We start from the raw sequence: 22,969 nt of genomic DNA on the forward strand, positions 1-22,969 counted from the left end.
GTTGTTACCGTTCTCGTATTAGTACCCGTAATGGTGTTTTTCTGGGAGATAATTTCAATAGCAGGTAGTAGTAAGTTAATTAGTAGCTTAGTACTTTAATTCTATCTGAGGTTAACCGACAAACACTATAGAAAACATTGCCTGTTAAATTTTACATTTTTGCTGGAATTGTAGATAAATGTTATCGTTGTATTTCACATTATATATTGACTGAAAATTGTTCTACAGAGTCTGAATAGATAACAAATCGGGATCACGCTTCCACTACCAGACTAAATTCGAAAAAAGCGTATCCTGATAGTGTATAAATATGTCATAGCACTGTGTTTATTATCCTAAACTTTACTAATTTTGTATTGCATTGAAATATGAAGAAAAAACGTCCTATTTTACAAGATGTGGCTGATCGTGTTGGCGTTACAAAAATGACGGTAAGTCGTTTTTTGCGTAACCCCGATCAAGTTTCTGAGCCATTGCGAAAGAAAATAGCTGATGCTTTGGATGAATTAGGTTATATCCCGAACCGAGTGCCGGATATTCTTTCTAATTCTACTAGTCATGCTATCGGTGTTTTGTTGCCTTCTTTGACTAACCAGGTTTTTGCGGAAGTTATCCGTGGTATCGAATATGTGACAGATCGTAATGGTTATCAAACCATGCTGGCTCACTATGGTTACCATTCAGAGAAGGAAGAAGAACGTTTAATTTCCCTGCTTTCTTACAATATTGATGGCTTGATTCTTTCTGAACGTACTCACACACCGCGAACCTTGAAGATGTTGAAAACGGCCGGGATCCCCGTCGTTGAGCTGATGGACTGTGTTTCTCCTTGTTTCGATACGGCAGTCGGTATTGATAACTTTGAAGCAGCCCGACAGATGACAATGGCAATGATTGAGCGTGGTTGTCAGCGGGTGATTTATCTTGGCGCAAGGCAGGATGAAAGGACCATTATTCGTCTGGAAGGTTATGAGACTGCAATGAGAAGCGTAGGTTTAAAGCCAGGTAAGGTCATGACACCTGACAGCTCTTCTTATACCTTAGGGGGGCAGTTACTGAATGAAGCGCGAACAAAGTATCCTGATGTGGATGGTCTGTTTTGTACCAATGATGACCTCGCTATTGGCGCGATTTTTGAGTGCCAGCGTCAGGGGATAGCTGTACCGCATGATATTGCGATAGCTGGTTTTCATGGTCACGATGTTGGTCAGGTGATGACACCAAAACTTGCCAGTGTGTTGACACCTCGTGACTTAATGGGACGGAAGGCTGCTGGATTATTGATGGCACGGCTGAAAGGTGAACATTTACCACAGAAAATGATCGATATCGGTTTTCAGTTATCCTTAGGAGAAAGTATTTAATCGGTTGATTGGATCCACATTTTTTGAATTTATTTGCGATAAACATCACATTTTCATTTCTTGAGTATTCCGTGTTGTTGCGAAACTTACCTCTACTTCTGATAATGTTACCGATAATAGTTACCGGTAACATTTTGTGGGTGAAATATCTGCGCTAAGGAGTTGATATGAGAGATACCCAGCATTCGAATCATGTTTTTGTGCTTATGGGGGTATCCGGCAGTGGTAAATCTGTTGTTGCCAATGCCGTGGCTTATAAACTGGACTCCGCTTTTTTAGATGGTGATTTTTTACACCCAAGATCTAATATTAATAAGATGGCTAAAGGCTATGCACTGAATGATGAAGATCGTAAGCCTTGGTTGAAATCACTAAATGATGCGGTTTTTGCCATGCAACGCACAAATCCGGTTTCCCTGATTGTTTGTTCTGCTTTAAAAAAGCATTACCGGGATATGTTGCGTGATAATAATCAGGATCTGTCATTTCTTTATATGAAAGGTGACTTTGATTTAATTGAAAATCGGTTGAAAGCACGTAAAGATCATTTCTTTAAACCTCAAATGTTGGTATCTCAATTTGAGGCATTAGAAGAACCGGGTAGTGATGAAAAGGATGTTTATCTGATCGATATTAGATCGTCTCTTGATGAAGTGATTAATCACTCAATAAGAATAATTAATAGTGTCATTTCAGGGGAAAAATAATGAGTACTTTGACCTTAGTGCTGACAGCAGTTGGCTCTGTTCTTTTACTACTGTTTCTGGTGATGAAGGCCAGAATACACGCTTTTGTTGCGTTAATACTGGTTTCTATGGGGGCGGGTGTTTTTTCTGGTATGCCATTGGATAAAATTACCGAAACAATGCAAGAAGGAATGGGGGGAACATTAGGTTTTCTGGCGATTGTTGTCGCACTGGGTGCGATGTTTGGTAAGGTGCTGCATGAAACCGGTGCTCTGGATCAGATTGCGATTAAATTACTAAATAGTTTTGGTGAAAGCCGTGCGCATTATTCATTGGGGATTGCTGGTCTGGTTTGTGCTTTACCGCTGTTTTTTGATGTAGCGATTGTTTTATTGATTGGTGTAGCATTTGCAGTCGCGCGCCGTACTGGCGGTAACGTAGTGAAACTGGTTATTCCTTTGTTTGCCGGTGTTGCGGCAGCCGCAGCGTTTCTGTTACCCGGCCCAGTTCCGATGTTGTTGGCTTCACAGATGAATGCTGATTTTGGCTGGATGATCCTGATTGGTATCAGTGCAGCGATTCCGGGGATGTTACTGGCCGGTCCAATCTTTGGTAGTTTCGTCAGTCAATATGTCACCTTGGATTTACCCGCTGATATAAGTGAACCAAGTCTTGGTCAAGGTAAAATGCCATCTTTTGGTTTGAGCTTGTCGCTGGTTTTGCTCCCTTTGGCTTTGGTTGGTTTAAAAGCTGTTGGTGAGAGTTTTGTTGAACAAGGTTCTGAATTGTATTTGTGGCTTGAATTCATCGGTCACCCATTCTCTGCGATTCTGGTTGCTTGCCTGGTTGCCATTTATGGTCTGGCAATTCGTCGTGGGATGAGTAAAGAAAAAGTGATGGATATTTGCTCTTCGGCTATTCAGCCGGCTGGAATTATTTTGTTGGTTACCGGGGCCGGTGGTGTATTCAAACAAGTGTTGGTGGATTCTGGGGTTGGCCCTGCGTTGGGCAATGCATTGATTGGCGCGGGTCTGCCAATTGCATTAGCGTGTTTTATCCTTGCTGGTACCGTACGTGTTATGCAAGGGTCTGCGACCGTTGCCTGCCTGACAACCGTTAGTTTGATCCTGCCAGTTGCCGATGTATTGGAATATTCTGGGGCCCAACTGGCTGCCCTTTCAATCTGTATTGCTGGGGGGTCTCTGGTATTGAGCCATGTTAATGATTCCGGTTTCTGGTTGTTCGGTAAATTTACTGGCGCGACAGAATCTCAAACACTGAAAACCTGGTCAATTATGGAAACTATTCTTGGAATAACGGGAGCTGTGGTTGGGATGGTTTTCTTTGCCATGATGTAATGCCCTTGCTGGGTTTTTAAGGTGCTGTTACAAGATGAGAAGATGAAGCTTTTAAGAGCTAAAACGTAAAGTACTTTTTGGGGATGTTAAATTAATGCCGTTTTCTATGAAAACGGCCATATAAGCCATATAAGTTAGTTGTGTAAGGATATTGATGAAACTAGAATAAGCTCCTTACTAATGGATGACGATTGCACCAGCGATCTTTATAGCTAAGAGAAGGCCTGCCAATAGAATAACGCATAGTTTTTTGATGTTGCTGGCAGAGGTCTGAAGCGTTATGAATATTTAACCACATTAAAATACTGCCAACACTGAGATTGGAATATTCAGGATCGAGCCCACCGTCTACTGCGTCAAATGAAATCCACTGGGGACTGTCTGCTTTTATGACGAGATCGTAAGCTACCGGGGTGCCATTGATAGTTAAGACGTTCCCGTACAGATGTTGTTTGAGCTCGGTATATAATTCAATTAATTTTTCTTTTTCTTCTTCATTGTGCGTTTTATATGTCCAGCGTTTTTCGTACAGTGTAGTGTAAATATTGACGAACTCTTGACAGGTAAAATCGTTAATTTGATGTATTTCCCCACCAGAACGCTTAAATTTGTTAATTTCATTACTTCGATTTCTTCTTGTTTTATAAGAAAAATTATCTTTAGCAAGACAGACTGTTCGTTTGTTTAACCGACCATAACAAACGTTGATAAAATTTTCTTTGTGCAGGAGCGAAATGGCTTTAGATTTCCCTGGGATTAGGGTTTTTAGATGCTTGGCGATAGGAAAGATAATTTCATCATAAGTGAAGAAATGGTAATTTTTTTGATGACTTGCTGCCAGATGATGATCTTTGCATGTAAAGTATGCACCTTCGATAACATTTTCTGTTTTTGGGTTTTCTTTAACGTAAAAGATAAAATTATTCCCAAATTTTTTGTTTAAAAAACTTACAATATTGGGGTGAGTAGATATTCCACCGCCATAAAGAGAATAGGCTTGTTGGTAACGTTCAAAACTACATTCTTTCCAGCCGGAAATGAATCTTCTTATAGAACCTTTAGGATATTTTTTTGAAAAAATCATATTTTAAATACTCTTTTTAATGCTATGTGTTACAGATGGCATAAACTTATTTTTTATTGCATTCAATATAGTGAAAAAGATAATTTATCTTTAATTAAATTGATACCTTGTGAACTTGCTCATATTGTCGTTCACAACTCTAAGATTTTTTTGCCCTAAATACAATACGGGTATTTAGTCCGATTCCCAATGAAGCTTCATTGTTGCTTATTGATCGAGAATACTTATTAATTGCTGATATAAAGCTTTAGCACTGCGCTCATAGCCTGTGGCTGAAAGGTGAACATAATCTGGGCGTGCAAGATCTTGTTGTGCCCAGGCTCTAATTGAACACTCTCCACCCATATATTCACGCCAGTTCCAGAATAGCGTGTGCTGCTCTTGAGCGACTTCCTGCTGAATACGGATGACATCATTCAACATTGCTGGTTGTTGTGTTGTACAATTTGCTGCTTGACTGTTTTTCAAGGAATCACTTGGACCGATAATAAGGATAACTGTTTGTGGTAAATGATTACGAATTTGTTTTACCTTGGTTTCCAGTTGCTGATGATAATTTGATAAGTCTAGAGAATCATTAAATGCTTCATTGGTGCCATAAGCGAGGATTACCATATCGGGGCGCATTTGCGCTAATGTATTAATCCATTGTGGCTGCCACTTATCGATCGTATTAATGGTTGCGCCATTAATACCTAAAGAGGACAACATAACACCTGGTTGTTTACGTTGGATAAACCAGCCACCTAATTCTAACTGATTATTTTGTATCGCCATAATATTAACCGGGAATGTGACCGATTCTTCGGTAGAAAATTGCCATTGACCGTGAGTTGCCGGTAATTTAAGTATTCTCTTGGTTGCAGACTGAACCTGAATCTGAGAATCATCAGTTGCCTGATATAGCGTTTTAAGTTGATAGCGATCTCGAGATGATGCGAACAGTTCCAAAATTAATTGACTTGTTTGGCTATCGGGTTCTGCAATTGCACCACCGAGAGGGAAATCGGGCCGATTATCTTTGCGACTGGTCGTGAGTTCCCATTGTCGTTTATTACCTGTCATACTGATTATCGCGTTACGTTGGCCAGGCACATTTATTGGGCTGATAAAGCCAATACCTGCATCGCCAAAACGTTTCTGTAATAGAGAACGGAGTTTGCCAGTAAAAAAGTCTGCGGCAGTGTGAGAATCACCTATCTGAACAAAATGCAGTTGATTATGGCGGCTGTTGTGAAGTTTATCTGCCAGTAAGGTGATATTGGGTTCACCAAAGTCTGTTAACTGCTGGTTTGCTTTTGCAGGCTGTTGCGTTGGCAACGGCTCTGGTCTTTGCTTATGGCATGATATCAAACTTAAAGAGAGCATGATGACCAGACCAAGGCCGATAGAGTGATATCGCCGGCGGCGTTGTTTAAATCTTTCCATTTTGTTTGTCTGGTTCCTGAATAAATTCAAGTAATGAGAATATATTGTCTGAGATAGTTTGTTGGCCTTTCAAGCTAAAATGTATCCCATCGCCGCTTCTGAGTTTAATTTTGTTACTATTGTCGCCAATATAATCAGAATAGTCATCCGTATGGTATTTAAAAATATCATTAACAGAAACATAGATTTCCCCGGCTTTCGCCACTTCTGATTGATACAGTGATCTCAGATATTCCATATTAGCAGAGAGTTTTTTCTGTCGCATATTGGGAGGGCCAATCCAGATAACATCAGCACCGTGGTTACGTGTTTCGGTAAGGATCATGTCGATACGTTGGCGATAGAGGTTTTCCCAATCAGAACTTGCGAATTTCAGGTAGGTGCTTCCATGTTTTGGTGGCATATCCCAGGGGTCATTTGGCCCTAGGAAGATAACAACCAGTTTGATATCGTGGTTAGCTTCCAGCGCTTTATCGATAGTTTCCGGCCAGTTAAAAAAACTGGGATAAGCAAGCCCGGTACTTTGTTTGCTGAGATTAATACTTGAAACACCGTAATCCTGATAGAGCCGACGTTTCAGATGCGGGGCAATGCCCTGCATCATTGAGTCTCCGGCAAAAAGCACTTTATCTTTGGCGGTTAGCGTCACATTGGTTTTGGTGATAACGATACTGGAATGAACACTATTGCCTGAATTGTGGGGCACCGATGAACCGACAGAATTAGTATGAGGGGATTTTTGTAATAATTCAGGGAAAGTGGCAGGAAGATTTGCAATAGGAGAGGTATAACCCCCCAGGAGCTTCAGCCCGATCTGAAAACCTGCGGGAAGGGTGATATTCGCTTCTAGGGGAGCTTGCTGATGATTGTCACTGTTATTGCCAGTGGTATGTAAGACGAATGCTTCTCCCGCAGCGAGTACAGCTTGTTCCAGATTATCCCCTAAATCCCAGAGTGGATTATCGTGCAAGGCTGCCCACGGGCTTTGCTGGTGGTATTTCTGTTGCCAGAATCTATCCAGTGAACGGTGATTCAGCCAGATTAACAGCAGGCTGGTTAATACCACGATAAAAATGACTTGCCCGGCAGTTTTTAAATTAGATTTGAATTCAGAAGTTAGCATAGATGAATCCTGGCATTCCTTGCGGTGAAAGCATGAATACTAAAGTCAGAAGGATTGCTAATGGTATTGGGTAGTATATCCATGAAATCTGAGAGTGAATTTTCTCAACGGCTATTTTTAGATTAATCAGCCATGGATAAATAATAAAGAGTCCCCAAAACATCAGTAACAACCCACCGCTGGCTATTATCGAGTGAAATAAATCTGGTGATATCAATTGATTTAATAGTGTCAGGGCATCATCCAGAGTAGGGCAACGGAAGAAAACCCATGCCAGACAGACAAAGTGGAAAGTGATAATTCTGGATAAAAATGAAGTCGCCCGATTTTTAGATGTACTTTCGTTTTTTTTGTTTTTTGAAGAAAACAACTGATATTTGACATTGAGGATGATTAATCCTAATCCATGAATAGCTCCCCAGATAATGAAGTTAATTCCGGCGCCATGCCATAAACCGGAGATGACCATAGCGGCGAACAAATTAAGATTTTTACGTACAAACCCTTTTTTATTACCGCCAAAAGAAATATAGACATAATCACGAATAAATTCAGATAAGCTGATATGCCAACGGTGCCAGAAGGCTTGTAAGTTTTCCGCCAGATAAGGGGCATTAAAGTTTTCAGGTACTCTGAATCCGAGGAGTAGCGCTAATCCGGTAACAAGATTGGTATAGCCAGAAAAATTAAAATAGATATGCCAGGCATAGGCATAAATACCAACCAAGATTTGCCCTGCATTGTAGCTGGTAGGATCATCAAAAACTGGGTTTACATAATTTTCGGATAGATAAGAGCTGAACAGGAATAGTTTGGTTATTGCCAATGCAATCAGCAATATTGCTCTTAATGGTTCAATGATCACTCTTGATGAAATCTGGATTTGAGGTAAGAAATCTTTAGCTCGGTTTATCGGTCCGGCAACAATACTGGGAAAAAAGCAGAGATATAAAACGACATCAGGGAATGATGCCCGGGGGATTTCTTTTCTTGTGACAGAAACGACATAACTGACGGAATGAAATGCATAGAAAGATAAACCCAAAGGCAGGAGTAGTGTCAGTATGGGTAAATCTATGGATAAACCAAATTTGGCAAATGCTTGTTGCAGGTTTTCTTGAAAGAAAGAGTAATATTTGAATGCGGTGAAACATCCCAGAATACCTATCGTCAGAATGGTAAATGTGATGCGTTCGGATAGAAATTTGCCAGCTATGTTTGTTAAAAGATAGATAAATAGCGTATAGCCAAATAAGATACCGGCGAAAAGTGGATTAAAAGAAAAGACAAACAGATAACTTGCGATTATCAACAAGTAGTTTTGTGCTTTCGTACTTTTTTGTAGTATCCAATACAAGAGAAAGAGGGCAACAAAGGACCCTAGAAACTCAAAAGAAAAGAAATTCATATTAAACTCTGGCTAATCATTTCGTCGCAGTACAAGGGTAATAATGAGCGATATTATAATATCTAATCTAAATATTCTATCAATGAGAAAGACACGCTGGTGAACGTAAAAAATCATCCGCTTCATACCTTTGTTATGAAGCGGATGATACGGGTTGTTGGGGCTACATATGCGGGTTCATACTTATTGAGCACCTTAGTTAGGGTCGTTTTTAGCGAACTCTTGTGCTTGGGTAATAAGCCCTTTGTTACTGTTAAACACTTTATGCAGGTAGCTGTTGTAAGTAGAACCTAATTGTGAATATCCTTCAAGATTATCAATCAGTTTGCTAGTATTCAGCGATTCCTGGCTGTTTCTCTGTTTAGCGCGTGAAACACGTAATGATTCATAAGCGTTGTGGGTATTCATATTTCTCATATAGGCTTCGACAGAATCATTGATAGTCGGATAAGAGGAATAACCTTTTATCTTACCTTGGGTCCTCTTACAGCTGTTACCGCAACGCATACCAAACAAGTTGTTATTTTGTTGTGCAAGCTTAGATGTTCCCCAACCAGATTCTGTTGCCGCCTGAGTCGCGACAAAATGGGTTGGGATGATGTCAACACGGCTCAGTAGCTTGTTCCAGTTAACTTTTTTAGGCGAGCTGCTACAGCTCACGTTGTAGTTTTTGCAAATACGTTGCAGGAACCTGATATCCTGAGTGGACCAACGTTTGGCTTTCTGGTGTTCCAGTAACCATTTCCGTTCCTGCATAATTCGTTGATTGTGTTTATCAATTACAGGGACAACAACATTTAAAAACGCTTTCTTACGTGGGATGCCTGAAGGGTATTTTCGCAAATCTGGCAAATTGCTTTGTGCGCCATTGTGAGAATACTCTATGCTTTTAGCGGTGCTGGTTGATGCGTGACTAAAAGCGGAAAACAGTAATGAAATAAAGAAAGCGAAGATGGCGGTTGTCCTCGTCGTTTGAGAGGGCATTGCTTTTCCTCGTTTGCTCTGAATAAAAAACAATCTAAATGCTAGCAAAATAAATCCAGCATAGCCAGAGTTATTAGTAATTCATAAATATATTTTCTGTAATGAAAGTTGTTATGTTGCTAATTTATTCTATAGTTTTTTATTAATTTATAGACGGTTATCTGTCATTGTTGTGCAAAACGTTGCTTTCATGGACTGAGCTATTCATCAGGTGTAATAATGATTTTTTTGTCCATTTCATGCCTGAAAGGTTTTTTCTAAAAGAAACATGATCTGTAAATTAGCTGGTAGAGTATCCAAAATTATTGAACTCAGTTCGAGCCATTTATTTATAGTACTGCTAATCGTAGAAACACCGCAGCGAGTAATAAACTAATTGATATTAATATTGCCGCTATAAGAATAAGTATCATTTTCATAAAAAGGTAACCTGTTACCGATATGGTTTTTCCTCTGTGAGTTAAAATTGAACTGTATCTGTCAGATCTGAGTTGATTTTATAATATACCCATTATCAGTTGGCTTGGCGCGGTGCAGGATATTCGATATGGTTCTAAATGTTAAGTTAAAATAAGTAACAATGTGTTACAATTATCTATTTTGGATAGATGTTATAATAACACAATAATATGGGTGTATATAAAAATAATAGTTTTTTAATAATTTGTTTGTTTATAATATAAATGTTTATCTCTTAGTTTATATATGATCAGTATTTTTTGAATATAAGTTATATTTGATTTGTTATTGAGTAAGTTGTGTTTGTTATATTATTGTATCTCATAGAAATATATTAACGTCTAATAACTTGTTTTTACTTATTTTATACTTGTCTTTATATCATTGATTTTTAACTGATTATTTTATTTTTAAATATATTTAATTGAATGTTTATTTTGTATTTTTTCATTGTTATTTATATTGTTTTTACCTGATTGTTATCCATTTTATATATTTAAATGTAAAGTTTATTATGATATTTTATATTTTTAATAAAAATATAAAATATAGATTTTGCATTGTTTCTTTATGTTATTAATAAGTGATGACGTGTTTTTTATGTTTTTAAAATAATTGAACTATTTTATTAGAAAATTAAGCGAGTATGCGTGATTATTTAATATTAGAATTATCATTACCTTACATTCATTTCGAGTAAGTTGTAAATGTAAATGGATTTTTTTGTAGAAACACTTTGTTACACATTGTTACTCATTGAAACATAAATTTTTGGTTGAGCTGAAAGAAATAGAGGACATTGCCCTTGCCTCTTGGTTAATTGTATTCAAAGTTCAGAACAGACGTTGCTTTCAATTCCCCTGCTATGATGTTTTGGGGATCATAAACGTAGTAGTAGGCATTAAAATCGATTGTAAAGTGTTTATCGATAACGTTGCCGGCATTTTTGCTGAATAGCTGTGTTGCTCCACGAGAGGAAGACTGCGAAGCGCTGAACGTTATGGGTGTTGAATTACCTGGTTGAGAGACACGGATACCAACGCCTTTAGCGGCACCTGCTTTGCTATCGATTAACGTTTGGTTGTCGTTTGGTCGTAAATTATTACTGCTTAGGTAGGCTTTAACTGAACGTGAGGTTTTACCGTTTTTGAGATAATCGCATGCAAAGTTGAGTGTAAAAGGTGTTTCTCCTCTATTTGTTCCGTTAAGCAGTGTTGCGCGGTTAACTTTTGGCAGGTTCACTGTTAATCCCGCATTTGAGAAGTTACAGGTTGTTTCTTTACGATCAAAAATCATGGTGATCGGTTGATAATAGATATCCTCAGAATGAGTTGGCCACACCCAGGTGAGAATAAAAGTCAGGAAATCTGTAGCAAAACGAACAATGGCGTCAAGGATCCCTAGATTAGTGGTGTCCATCGCAATAACAGCTGTTTTTAATGTTGCATTATTGCCGGAAAAGACGTGAATGTTATTACCTCCGGGTCTGCCATTCAGTAGCTTAACATTAAGCGTAAATTGGGCCTGTAATTTGCTGGCCGGATAGGTTGTATTACTGTTTCCCAGACTAATCGTGCCGCTAGGAGAAAGATCTGTGATAGCCACTTCGACATAATCTTTACCGCCATTGAACCCCAAAACAACCTTGTTTCTGGTAAAAGGAGAGCCATTAGCCACAGAGTTTTGTTTCCACAATGCGTTTCTGGTGCATGTAAAATAGCCGGAATACCGGGTGTTCAATAGCCAAGTTTCATTACTGTTCAGATAGAGATTATCTGTCATATCAATTGTGATTGCTGGTGCGGTTATCGCATGATTGGGTTTACAGTCCGCATAAGTGATACTGCTGCCACCCAGACTGATTAAAGTCGCCAGATACAATAGCTTAAGTTTCATTATCTTCTCCCTTAACGGCAAACATTGGCGGTTGAGTCCATTTCAGGCTGTGGATCGTTTATTATGCAGCTCTTTTCGCCTGACTGACCGATACGGACATAAATTTGCTGTGGTAATTTCTCTACTCGCAGGAAAACCATACTGCCCTGACCAACATATCCCAGGCTGTGACCTCCTGAATCGACAATTTCAGTACCAAAAGGTAGAGGTTTACCCTTGGCTTGAGTGGCGTAGAAAATAAAAATTTTCCGCTGGTCTGTTTTAAATCGGAGATGCGCAATGGCACCGGAATACGGCGCAATGTCTCTGATGTTACCGATAAGTTCAGCCGCCCCTTCCGGCATTTCACTGGTATCTAGCATGATGGCGTTTTTACGGTAAGGAGAAAGATAAGGTATCAGCAATTTACCGCTGTTATTGGTTACCATGCTTTTATCACCATTCAGAGAAGCGTTAACTGTGCCTGGCGCGTCAATGATTGCAAAAGTTTCCCCGACTTGGTTAGCGGCCAGAATTCCACCCCGATAAGCGACTAAACTGCCTGTTGCACCCAGCCCCATTTGGCGATAACTCTTGGATTGGCTATAAGAGCTATTCAGTGTGGAAACGGGTGTTTTATAGGTCAGATTTGCACTGGTTGTTGTGGAGCCACTTTTCTGATCTGAAACGTTGAAGTGGTAATTCAGACGGTTGTTCTGGCCTGCGCTGCCACTTAATCCCAAATCACTGTTGTTGTAATGTTTGTCATTGATTGAGACATGACTTGTCAGATAGGCTGGAGAGTCAAACAGCTCAAAAGGAACAGAGAGTGTCAGATAATAGCGTTGCTCCTCTTTGTTTTCTGTTTCATTGATATTGTATCGGACACGGCTTGCCGTCAGGGTATAATTGATTTTGCCCAGACTGTTGGAATACCCCATTTGATACTCTCTGTTTTTGTTCTTTGTTCCCCAATAATCACGGAATGTCCCTGAAAGAAAAAGTGAACCCGCACCGTTACCAAGACTCTGGTTCAAATTGATATTGAACGTGTTTTTCTGGTGAGAATAGTATTGTTGGTTATATCCGTTGCTCATCCAGTCATGTAGATTAATGGCATCGAGCAGGTTCAGGTATTTTTTAGTGGAATAGCGATAAGCCGCCAGAGAGAAGTTCGTTCCTGTTTGTGGAATATAGCGGCTATAAGACATTTTGTAGCTCTGGCCTTTCATCGCTGGGCTATTATCAAACTTGGCACTGGATCGTGAAATATCAAGTGAGATAGCGCCAATTGGTAGATTAAAGCCACTGCCTAACAGTAATGAGTAATAATCTTGACTGATGATGGTACCGGTATAACCCGTCAGGACATTATTAAAGCCATATTGATAGCTGGCTTGGAAAAAGTTTGGTTTATAACGACTGTTGGCAATTTGTGTTTTACCTGCACTGATATCGTATTTGCCAAGACCTTCTTTCATCATATTAGGAACAGACGAAAAGGGAACGGTAAAGCTATTGGTACGCCCTGTTGCTTCTGTGACTTCGACAAATAAATCTCCACCCGAACCTGTTGGTAAAATAGTATCGATAGCAAAAGGTCCCGGTGGTACATTGCCTTGATAAATAACAACATTGTTCTGGGAGATTTTTACCAGAGCGTTAGTTTGCGCAACTCCCCGGACGATAGGGGAAAACCCTTGCCAGGCATCGGGGTACATGCGCATATCTGTTTTCAGGTTGATACCCCGGAAACGGAAAGAATCGAACAGATCACTTGATGTATAGCTATCACCAATGCGAAGTTCTGCGTTAATTGATGAAATGCCCCGTTGCAGATAACGGGTATTATTACTCCATTTATTGCCACTTGAACGCGTATAGTAATAAGAGGATTGATCACGTAATTGCCAGCCAAACAGGTTCAAACCGCTATTAAGTGACACGTAAGCATTATCTTCATTCTCATAGTTACTGTTCTGTTGATTCCTGTTTTGAGTATGGTAATAGTTGGCATGATAGGAAAGCATAGCGCCGGGAATTCCTCTGTCCCAGAAGGCAGGATCGATATAGCCTTTTAGTTCATTTTTAATATAAGCCTGAGGAACGACCAGATGCAGGCTGAGTTTAGAAACATCAAGATTAGCGGTTCCCTCATGTATTACGTTAGTCAGAAGAATTTCACCTTTGGATAAATTTTCTGCTGGTAATTGATTTATATCACTTTTTATCCCCAGTCTTGGCAGATCTTCAGTGAATAAGTAGATGTCTTTGCCATCGTTCAGGATATTAATATCAAATCGACCTTTCCAGTCATTATTCAGATATATATCAATACCGTAGCGGCCGGCGGGTAATTCTGAGGTAGACGAAAATCGGGATAAATCTGCTTTTGCAGATTCACCGGCTAGAAAATCAGTATTAAATGTTGCGGCATAACATAAGCCATCTGTATACAGAATAGTGGCTATTATCAGAGTTAACGGGCTAACTTTTTCTCGTATCATGTTCTACGCTATGCCAGTAATATCACTGTTGAAGTGGTAAAGTGAATTTATTTATAGCACCAAAATCATCAATAATAGCCAGAGTTAATTTATCTCCCGCTTTTACTTTTTCATTGGTACTGAATGAATGAGAAGAAAACGGTTTGATGATGGTTCCTTCGTTTAATAAATTAGGTTTCGCATTGGAAGATTTAAGACCGACGATATTCAGGATATAGGGTGATGAATTTTCCAATTTTAATTGGTTGCCATCGCGTTTTAATGCAACATGCTGTTCGATCTGCTTAGGTGAAATAGAGAGCTTTTTAGGCCGGTAGAAAAATTTGATCCGGGTATGAATAGCAATCTGCATGACGTTTTTATCGGCACTGTTTTCTGTAATGGGGGGAATATCCATCACATTTAAATAAAACAGCGATTCACGATCAGTAGGTAGGTTGCTATTAGTGTACTTTATTCTCAATTGCTGGCCGTTATTGCCGTCAACTTTGACTACTGGAGGCGTGAGCAGAAAGGGAACTTTAGCTGTCTCCGGTGTTGAATTAGGATCGCCATCATCTATCCAAGATTGTACCAGAGAGGGTTGATTGCCCGTATTTAATAATTGAACGGATACTTCTTTATTATCGGCTGGATAAATAACCCGTGTTGTATTAATAACAATGTTGGCATGTGCAGATAAAGCTGTTGCCGAGAATAATGTAGCTAGAAATAATTTTTTCATAACGTTATTTTTGTCAAAGTAAATAAGCCTATTTGGATAAATAGGCTTTATTTGTTGTAGTAAATGATTATAAGTAAGCAACGTGATAAGTCACCATCGTTATTACTTTACCGGGTTCCGCATCAGCAGTGCCTACTTTATAATATTTCGCATAGAAATCGACAACCTCAGGTGCTGGAGTCGAGCCCTTGATTCCCGTATCAAAAGCTTTATTCAGCATGAGCGGGGTATTTTCTTCTTCATATTTAACAATAGCGATACCTACGTTTTTAGGTTTGCCATTTGCATTCAATTCTTGGTTCATCAGGTATTTACCATCGTTAGCAATGGCGTGTGCTGATGAGAAGTGGATTTTCAACATGGAGGTTGCTGGGTCGAAGCCAACAGCGTTGGACTGGCAGTTAGAAAATTCCAGTGAAAACGCTCTTTTACCAAAATCAACCAAGCCTTCCTTTTGTCCGGCTTGGGTGACTGAGATAGGTTCCAATACTATTGTCAGATTAGTTGCGGCACCACCGTTAATTGTACAAGTGGCGTCAGTAACTGCACCTGAGAAATGTAATGTACCGCCGGCAGAATTATCAGCCGCAACAGCAGAGCCTGTAAAAATAAGAGCGATGGCAGTGGATAATGCTAGTTTATTCATTTTTCCTCTCCAGGAGTAGGGACATCTTTAATTGATCTTATCAGGGGGTGAAGAAAGGGGCCCTGAATCCCCAATACATTAGAAAGATTTAAAAATAATATCTGTATCTATCGATAGAATGAGTTTGATTTTATAAGTTTAAAATGTAAATCAATATATTATATGGTTGAAAATAATTTGGTAACTTAAGCCAGCTTGAATGAATTTAAATATTTCCGATGTAAGTTATTATTTTGTCTACTTAGATGAAGCTGATATTGTTCATGCATGTTTATAACTTGGAAATATACATTATAGACAGGTTGTACTTATTTAAGAAGGTATTTGCATTGTTTAAGTTAAATTAAGAGTAAACCTCTTGTGTCATCGAAAAAAATAACGAAAATACTCTATTTTTGATGTTTAAAAAGGATTAAAAACTAAGTATTTTGTTATTTTTGAATTTTATTTCTGTTGGTGTTTGTTTTGTTGGCTAATGTTTTTGTGATTTTTTTATTTATTCTTTAAATGTTGTTTAATATTAATTATTTTATATCAGTTGGTTATTGATTTTTTATCTTTGTAAATATTTTAATACGATTTTTTATCCTGTGAAATAATGTATTGGTAATATGGGTTTTTCTTTGTTGGCTGTAATTGGCATAGTTTGGTTTTATTATAGATGATGATAAGTTTATATTGTGATGTGACATTATGAGAATGATAAGTAATAATCAATTATAGTTAAATGGGATTATTATTTTAGAAATAGTCATCTAAGATTTTCTTCCTCTCTGTGAAGAGGAGCAGTCAATAGAAATATATGAGTCAATGACTCTCTTGCTGCTCTTTCGCTTTTTCTGCTAATTGTGGGAAATCAAGAACAGTCCAGTAGCGTTCTGGCACTGGAAGCTCTTTCATTTGATGGCTGGGCCACAATTGTAATTCGGCCAATTCAGATAATGTGTAGCCAGAATATTGTTGTGGCAAAGTAAGCCTGAGTGGATGTTGCTGCTCTGTCGGCACCATATTCGGTGTACGATCGCTGTGAGTATGATAATCACGTTGAAGAACCAAGCGCTTATCTGGCACACGACGTTTACTGTCCCACCAGATACCGTCGATCTGTTCAAACATTTTTCGGGTTTCATCAGAGGAAAGGGCTTTCAGTTTATGCAGTGCAGGCGGCAGAATAGCTTGCATTGATAAGCTGTATTGCTTCATTGAAGGTACTTGTCCTGCCAGTATCAATGAAAGGGAAAGACGCGCTCCCAGTAAATTAGAGTAAAGATCTTCAGGAGAAAACGCAGAGACTTGTTCAGAAAATCCCGGTACAGATTGGTAACCATACCATTGGGCAATTTCATGCCATGCGGCAAGCTCAAAAGCCAGTTTTACCGCCAGATAAGCGCTTAGGGTATAACGTTGTTCTATCGCAGCTGGTGGCGTGAATTGATAAAACTGGATGCGGCGTGATGCTAATTCGTTGCCTAATTCTATTTGCCACTCTTCCCCAAGACGAGGCCAAATTTGACTGAACAGAAAAACGGCATTATCAGCTGTATCCCGCACATGGGAAATATCAATGAACCCACCTCTGCGAGTATATATTATCCCTACTTTTTCATTACTGATTCCTGTTAATGAAGCCACGGTGCCAAAAAAGCTATTGTTATAATGATGTTTGCCAAGATCATCGGCATCCAGCACATTAGCTATTTGATAAAAAGGGATTGGAATAGCCAATAGTTGTGTTTTCAAATCATAACCAAAAGCACAGCAGGCTCTTAATCCTTCGGGAGAGCGGATTGGGTCAAGAGCAGGCCATGCACGGGTTGCTTCGGCAGTTGTTTCACTGTTTAGATCAGGTTGTACGGGTACAATTGGTGAAAAAGTTACCTGACATCCTGCAACTAAAGTTAGAGCAGCAATCCATAAACGCAATTTCAAAAAGCCTCTCCCACCTGAAAATAAAATCCGTTGCTTTTTTTACCGATACCAAAGTCCAGTCTTACATTCATTTTAGGTTTGAATTCAAAGCGATATCCTGCCCCTACGGTGGGGAGCCAGTTTCCTGAGCCAATATCTTCGGCGTAATGGCTCATGGTGCCGGCGCCCGCCCACAAGACAAATCCGTGTCGCCAGTCCAGTTTGTGTCGATATTCCAGTTGGGTGCTGATAACATTTTTGTCCCGGTACCTGCCTTCATAATATCCACGCATCCGGTTACTGCTACCCAGCATCGACAGCCTATTCCACGGTACCTGACCATCAGTGAAACGGCCATGACTATCGAATGCCAGTACCGATTTTTCATTTAATTGGTAATAGGCGCTGTATTGCAGATCAACGGTGTTAAACCGGCGGTCGCTGCCTAATGCCGGGGAAAAATGGGTGTAAGTAAGATCAAGAACTTGTCCCCGATGAGCGTTAGGCAGAAAATCCCGTGTATCATAACTGAAATAGGCACTGACACCTGAACTTAATATGGATTGTCCGTCCTTTTCTGCGGCGAATAGTTTTTTCGCGCCATTATCAGGATCTTTGGCGTATAGCGATGAAAAATCCCAGCCAGCGCCCAAGTAGGTGGAATCAGCAACCCGATAGAGAACTCTGGGTTGCAGGCGCAGTTCCTGTGATCGGTATTTTTCTTTATTATCATCTACCTTACCTGCGTCATAACCGCTTCCCCAATAATAGGTGGGAACGTTATTCAGTGTGCCGGAAAGGAAAAAACGCCATTGATCATCAGCAAAAAAACTGTAGTTATCAAATGTGAATCCAAAAGCACCTGTTGAAGAAGCAAATCCATTCAGGGAAAGGGAAGAGATTTGGCTGGTATGGTCGTGATCATCTGGCCGGTAAAGCCCAATTACGGCAACACCGATGCCAGCGCCTAATTCAGGGGTATAAAAAGGGCCAGGCAAAACGCCCCAGTCAATGGCTTTACTGCTGTCATAGGTATTACTGCCGCCTAATTTTTCCAGCCAGCCGTCGATTTTTTCCCTACTAAGTGGCAATTGACCATATGAGAAATCAGAAATAAAAAAGCTGGCTAAAGCCAGCCCATATAAAGTACAGCGGATTTTCATTAAAAGCGGAACTCACCTGAAATATAGAAGCTGTTACGTTTGTTAAAGCCAACTTCCGTCAGTAAATTGAAATTGCGTGTGACTTCCAGCCTTGCCCCAACAGTATTATTCCAGCGGGATGCAACATGCTGTTTTACTTTGAATTTCATACTATCGTAATCATCGAATGCACTTACTATTTTGTCAAACATGGGGGGTAAATTCAGATTACTAATATTACCTTCAAATTCCTGAGTAATTCTCTGGTACATACCGCCGGTCCATACCTGCAATTTGGTATTTCCCTGTCCGGGGATGATTGGCTGGAATGTAAACTCATAACCAATACGTGGGGTGACAACCAAGGCACTGATTTTACCATCCAGAATATCCAAATTGGTGTAGGTATAGTTGGTATCAAGGGTACCAAAGAATTGATCATAACCCCCTGCCAGAGTAAAACCGGCACCATAGGTTTTACCTTTAAAATCCAGTGCGAAGGGGATATCTTTTATTCCTTTAATAGGAGAACCACTAAAGCTAATTCCCTCAATATTGGTTTTTGATGTGCCCTTTGTCCAGCCATAAACGCCATAAACATTCAGAAAAGGCAGAACCCAAGTATCCAGCTTGAGCATATGCGATTCATTCTTTTCTCTGGTTTTGCCTGTTTGAATGCCCAGTGTATCTTCAAATCCAGGGGTGTTCGGTATAATAATTTTAATCTCGTCTACGACGATATTTTGGCGCATATTCATATAACCGTAACTGGCGCCAAAGGGCTCAGGTAAGTCATAGCCTCTGGCTCTGGCCTCATCACCCCAAAGAGGAAGTACACGTGATTCCTGCTTATTTGGTTTTCTGGATAAACTACCATCAGCAGTCGTTTGGCTTCCACCGGACTGGCTGACAGAAAGAGAAAGAATTGGGCGATCATCTGCATAGCTATAAGGCATTGCCAGACATGATGAAATAACAGCTAACTTACTAATATCAAAAAGTTTCATAATGGAAAACTCGGTTTGCGAGTAGAGAGATTAAGGTTGTTAATGTCTCATCATAATTTTCAGAGTACAGAAGCAGCGGCAAACTATCACAAGTTTTATAGATAATAAATATCATAAGGTGCTGAAAATTATAATTTTACTGTGTGTTTAATGAGCGATCTTGTTTTTTCCGGGCAATGATAAAAGAATCATGGTTATTACACCACCGATTAATCCCCAGAATGCAGCACCTATGCCAAGTAGTGTTACGCCAGAAGCCGTGATTAAAAATGTGATTACTGCGGCATCCCGTTGTTTTTCATTCTGTAATGCCTGGAGCAAGCTACCGGAAATGGTTCCAAGCAATGCTAATCCGGCGATGGTATGAATAAGGGCAGTGGGCAGTGCGCTGAATAACATGCTGATTGAGCCACCAAACAGGCCCGCGATCAGGTAAAACACACCCGCTGCGGCAGCGGCCATATAACGGCGGTTAGGGTCGGTGTGGATTTCCGGACTCATACAAATAGCGGCTGTAATGGCAGCAATACAGACGGAAAAGCCACCGAAAGGTGACAAGACCAGTGCGATCAGCGCCGTCCAGCTGATCAATGATGAAACCGAGACTTGATACCCTGCGGCTTTCAGTGTGGCGATGCCGGGCGCATTCTGAGAGGCCATCGTGACAATGAAAAATGGGACGCCTACACTCAATAATGAAGAGAGTGTGAAACTAGGCGAAATAAATTCAGGAATAGCAAAGGCGACAGCTGATTGTTGTTCAAAATGAATATCGCCTTGCAAAGAGGCGATAATTAGCCCTGATAACAGTGTGAAAATAATGGCATAGCGGGATAAATATCTGCGTGCCAGTAGATAAGTCAGACACATTCCAGCAGTCAGTACAAAATTGACAGAAAACGAGGAAAAGGCGTCAAGGCCAAAACGTAACAGAATTCCGGCCAGCATTGCTGCGGAAAGTGCCTGTGGAATATAGTTCATTAATCGTGCAAACAGGCCGGTAATACCACATAACAAGATCAGGGCAGAAGCAAAGATAAATATCCCAATGGCTTCATTGATTGATGTTCCTGGCATGGTTGTCGCCAGCAGCGCTGCGCCTGGTGTTGACCATGCAGTCAGGACCGGCGTTCGGTAATAAAGCGAGAGCCCCAGAGAACTGATGCCCATCCCGAGCCCCAGCATACTCAGCCAGCCACCGATCTGTATGGTTGTGGCTCCAGCGGCTTCCGCAGCTTGAAAGATAATTGCCGCCGAGCTGGTGTACCCAACCAGAACAGCGACAAATCCGGCTATGATTGCCGGAAAAGAGAGGTCTCGCAGGGAAATTGCATGGCGCATCGTGGTCTCCATATTAAATTATTTTGGTTAAAAGAATCTGAATTTGTCTATAATTTGGTTAACTATCAGCGTAAAACAAATTTATCTATAGTGAACTTGTTGGTGCAAACTTGGATTACGACGATATAACGGTGGAACCTGTCAGAATTTCAAGTAATTTAATACCACCATAGAGACAAGTAAGCTATCGGATGAATTCCTTGTCGAAAGATTTGCCGCTAAAATAACTATTATTGTAATTAATTCTTATACTTATTATGGAGCATGCCCAATGGAAAACTTTGTTCGTCCTGTTTTAACGTTACCGGATAGTGTGGAACGATTATTATTGCACTCTTGTTGTGCTCCTTGCTCCGGTGAAGTGATGGAAGCATTGCATGCCTCTGGCATTGATTACACTGTCTTTTTCTATAACCCGAATATTCATCCAAAACGGGAATATTTGATCCGCAAAGAAGAGAATATCCGCTTTGCAGAACAACACAATGTGCCATTTGTGGATGCGGATTATGACAGCGACAATTGGTTTGAGCGCGCTAAAGGCATGGAATGGGAGCCGGAAAGAGGTGTTCGCTGCACGATGTGTTTTGATATGCGTTTTGAGCGCACGGCTTTGTATGCTTATGAAAACAATTTCAGCATGATCTCAAGCTCTTTAGGTATTTCCCGCTGGAAAAATATGCAGCAGATAAATGATTGTGGAAAACGGGCTGCAAGTCAGTATCCGGGGGTTAACTATTGGGATTACAACTGGCGTAAGCAAGGTGGCTCCGCCCGGATGATTGAAATCAGTAAACGGGAAAGATTTTATCAGCAGGAATATTGCGGTTGTATCTATTCATTGCGTGACAGTAATAAACACCGTCAGTCTCAGGGGCGGGATATTATCAGGATTGGTGTGAAATATTATGGTGATGACGATACCGAAGGTGCTTGTTAAACCATTGACTTTAATATGTTGAGGGGGGATTTGTCCCCCCTGAATTTACGACTATTACACTATCAAACCTGTGTTATAACCATTTATCGACACCGCCATGATGGGAACAAGTCCCTCTACGATGTTGGCTGTAACTGAAAGAACCGTCTCTACAGCGCGCGGTTGCCTCAGATAAGATGGGCGAACTCAGTGGGTTTTCTTTGCTTCTTTTGTCGCCTTATGATGCGAATGTTGTTTGCCTGCTTTAGAAGCGGCTTTGCCTGATTTAGTTTTCTCCACATGGGAAGATGTAACCTTGGTATCCGAAGATTGGGTTGCAGATGTGGTTGGTGCGGCTAATACTGCGCCAGAGAACAACAGTGATAATGCAGTTATAGATAAGCCTAAACGTGTCATGATAATTTTCCTGTGTTTTAACTTTGTTGTTTCATTTGCTGGGATACATTTTTAGTGCCTAATAAGCTACTTGATATTCCAGATTTTTTTAATGCACAGTGAGTATACGGCTGTGATCATTAATTCAGCAAATTTAAGATAATACCTTTTTATGGTTTTTTATAATTTGTTGAAGAATCGTTGAAGTTTTTTGGCATGATTTACCTGACAACTGGCCGCGTTGATTTAATAGCAATGGTTTTCAGTGGTTAATTAATGAGCGATTATTTCAGGCGATGTGGTTAATGACCGGACATTCATTGGCATAGCTAATGTGGTATGGTTTGTCTCTCAGTATCTTGTGCTAGTGAATTATAGAGAATAGCCATGTTTACGAAGAAGTAGTTCATTGCCATACTTTCAAAGAAAAATGCCAGACTCTTATTACGTGTACACTATGGGAGATATATTTAATATTCTTATTGAAAATGGAATAAACGTAATATATTTATATTCTGTATGAAATACATTATTGATTGATTAAATGTATTTTTATTTTATTATGTTTTTATGAATATTGCTATTAATGAATTTAAATTTAAAATTATAA

At 39.9% G+C, this 22,969-nt stretch carries 19 protein-coding genes; 4 read left to right on the forward strand and 15 right to left on the reverse strand.

Annotated features, from left to right (window positions below; translation table 11 throughout):
* Positions 1-368: 368 nt before the first annotated feature.
* From gntR to gntU, 3 genes are all read left to right on the forward strand, one after another.
* Positions 369-1,364 carry a gluconate operon transcriptional repressor GntR gene (gntR, locus tag ACUN2T_RS03065; protein WP_445496190.1) on the forward strand — a complete coding sequence of 332 codons (996 nt, stop codon included), beginning with the start codon at positions 369-371 and terminating at the stop codon, positions 1,362-1,364.
* A 167-nt stretch (positions 1,365-1,531) separates the two neighbouring features.
* A complete protein-coding gene (gene gntK, locus ACUN2T_RS03070; RefSeq protein WP_445496191.1) occupies positions 1,532-2,071 on the forward strand; it encodes a gluconokinase in 540 nt (179 codons plus the stop codon).
* Positions 2,071-3,408, forward strand: coding sequence for a gluconate transporter (gene gntU, locus ACUN2T_RS03075; protein ID WP_445496192.1), 1,338 nt, complete (start codon positions 2,071-2,073; stop codon positions 3,406-3,408). The genes gntK and gntU overlap by 1 nt, the downstream gene beginning before the upstream one ends.
* Positions 3,409-3,568: 160 nt before the next feature.
* On the opposite strand, the gene ACUN2T_RS03080 is transcribed toward gntU, so the two are convergent.
* The 13 genes from ACUN2T_RS03080 to ACUN2T_RS03140 form a co-directional block, all read right to left on the reverse strand.
* Positions 3,569-4,492, reverse strand: coding sequence for a GNAT family N-acetyltransferase (locus ACUN2T_RS03080; protein ID WP_445496193.1), 924 nt, complete (start codon positions 4,490-4,492; stop codon positions 3,569-3,571).
* 207 nt (positions 4,493-4,699) lie between these two features.
* Positions 4,700-5,920 (reverse strand): SGNH/GDSL hydrolase family protein, encoded by a 1,221-nt coding sequence (locus ACUN2T_RS03085; RefSeq protein ID WP_445496194.1) that lies wholly within the window; start codon positions 5,918-5,920, stop codon positions 4,700-4,702.
* Positions 5,907-7,043, reverse strand: coding sequence for an SGNH/GDSL hydrolase family protein (locus ACUN2T_RS03090; RefSeq protein WP_445496195.1), 1,137 nt, complete (start codon positions 7,041-7,043; stop codon positions 5,907-5,909). Before ACUN2T_RS03090 ends, ACUN2T_RS03085 begins: the two co-directional genes overlap by 14 nt.
* A complete protein-coding gene (locus ACUN2T_RS03095) occupies positions 7,030-8,451 on the reverse strand; it encodes an MBOAT family O-acyltransferase (RefSeq protein ID WP_445496196.1) in 1,422 nt (473 codons plus the stop codon). The genes ACUN2T_RS03090 and ACUN2T_RS03095 overlap by 14 nt, the downstream gene beginning before the upstream one ends.
* A 195-nt stretch (positions 8,452-8,646) precedes the next feature.
* Entirely contained in the window at positions 8,647-9,435 is a 789-nt protein-coding gene (locus tag ACUN2T_RS03100) for a protein bax (RefSeq protein ID WP_445496198.1), read from the reverse strand.
* Positions 9,436-10,710: 1,275 nt separating this feature from the next.
* Complete coding sequence (locus ACUN2T_RS03105) at positions 10,711-11,790, reverse strand: fimbrial protein (RefSeq protein WP_445496199.1); 1,080 nt, start codon at positions 11,788-11,790, stop codon at positions 10,711-10,713.
* An 11-nt stretch (positions 11,791-11,801) separates the two neighbouring features.
* Positions 11,802-14,276 (reverse strand): fimbria/pilus outer membrane usher protein, encoded by a 2,475-nt coding sequence (locus ACUN2T_RS03110; RefSeq protein WP_445496200.1) that lies wholly within the window; start codon positions 14,274-14,276, stop codon positions 11,802-11,804.
* A 22-nt stretch (positions 14,277-14,298) separates the two neighbouring features.
* Positions 14,299-15,000, reverse strand: coding sequence for a fimbrial biogenesis chaperone (locus tag ACUN2T_RS03115; protein ID WP_445497792.1), 702 nt, complete (start codon positions 14,998-15,000; stop codon positions 14,299-14,301).
* A 67-nt stretch (positions 15,001-15,067) separates the two neighbouring features.
* Positions 15,068-15,646, reverse strand: coding sequence for a fimbrial protein (locus ACUN2T_RS03120; RefSeq protein ID WP_445496201.1), 579 nt, complete (start codon positions 15,644-15,646; stop codon positions 15,068-15,070).
* 807 nt (positions 15,647-16,453) lie between these two features.
* Positions 16,454-17,575 (reverse strand): DUF4056 domain-containing protein, encoded by a 1,122-nt coding sequence (locus ACUN2T_RS03125; RefSeq protein WP_445496202.1) that lies wholly within the window; start codon positions 17,573-17,575, stop codon positions 16,454-16,456.
* Positions 17,572-18,717: a BamA/TamA family outer membrane protein gene (locus ACUN2T_RS03130; RefSeq protein ID WP_445496203.1), complete on the reverse strand. Its 1,146-nt coding sequence runs from the start codon at positions 18,715-18,717 to the stop codon at positions 17,572-17,574. Before ACUN2T_RS03130 ends, ACUN2T_RS03125 begins: the two co-directional genes overlap by 4 nt.
* Positions 18,717-19,703: a hypothetical protein gene (locus ACUN2T_RS03135; RefSeq protein WP_445496204.1), complete on the reverse strand. Its 987-nt coding sequence runs from the start codon at positions 19,701-19,703 to the stop codon at positions 18,717-18,719. Before ACUN2T_RS03135 ends, ACUN2T_RS03130 begins: the two co-directional genes overlap by 1 nt.
* Before the next feature lie 147 nt (positions 19,704-19,850).
* Positions 19,851-21,044 carry a benzoate/H(+) symporter BenE family transporter gene (locus ACUN2T_RS03140; RefSeq protein ID WP_445496205.1) on the reverse strand — a complete coding sequence of 398 codons (1,194 nt, stop codon included), beginning with the start codon at positions 21,042-21,044 and terminating at the stop codon, positions 19,851-19,853.
* Between the two features lie 271 nt (positions 21,045-21,315).
* Between ACUN2T_RS03140 and ACUN2T_RS03145 the strand changes: the two genes are divergently transcribed.
* Positions 21,316-21,984 carry an epoxyqueuosine reductase QueH gene (locus ACUN2T_RS03145; protein WP_445496206.1) on the forward strand — a complete coding sequence of 223 codons (669 nt, stop codon included), beginning with the start codon at positions 21,316-21,318 and terminating at the stop codon, positions 21,982-21,984.
* 73 nt (positions 21,985-22,057) lie between these two features.
* Here the strand turns inward: ACUN2T_RS03145 and ACUN2T_RS03150 are convergent, their stop codons facing one another.
* Both ACUN2T_RS03150 and ACUN2T_RS03155 read right to left on the reverse strand, forming a co-directional pair.
* Positions 22,058-22,174, reverse strand: coding sequence for a DUF3761 domain-containing protein (locus tag ACUN2T_RS03150; protein WP_081704206.1), 117 nt, complete (start codon positions 22,172-22,174; stop codon positions 22,058-22,060).
* On the reverse strand, positions 22,171-22,380 hold the full coding sequence (locus ACUN2T_RS03155) for a hypothetical protein (RefSeq protein ID WP_445496207.1): 210 nt from the start codon (positions 22,378-22,380) through the stop codon (positions 22,171-22,173). The genes ACUN2T_RS03150 and ACUN2T_RS03155 overlap by 4 nt, the downstream gene beginning before the upstream one ends.
* Positions 22,381-22,969 lie beyond the last annotated feature (589 nt).

The organism is Photorhabdus machadonis (assembly GCF_052657765.1).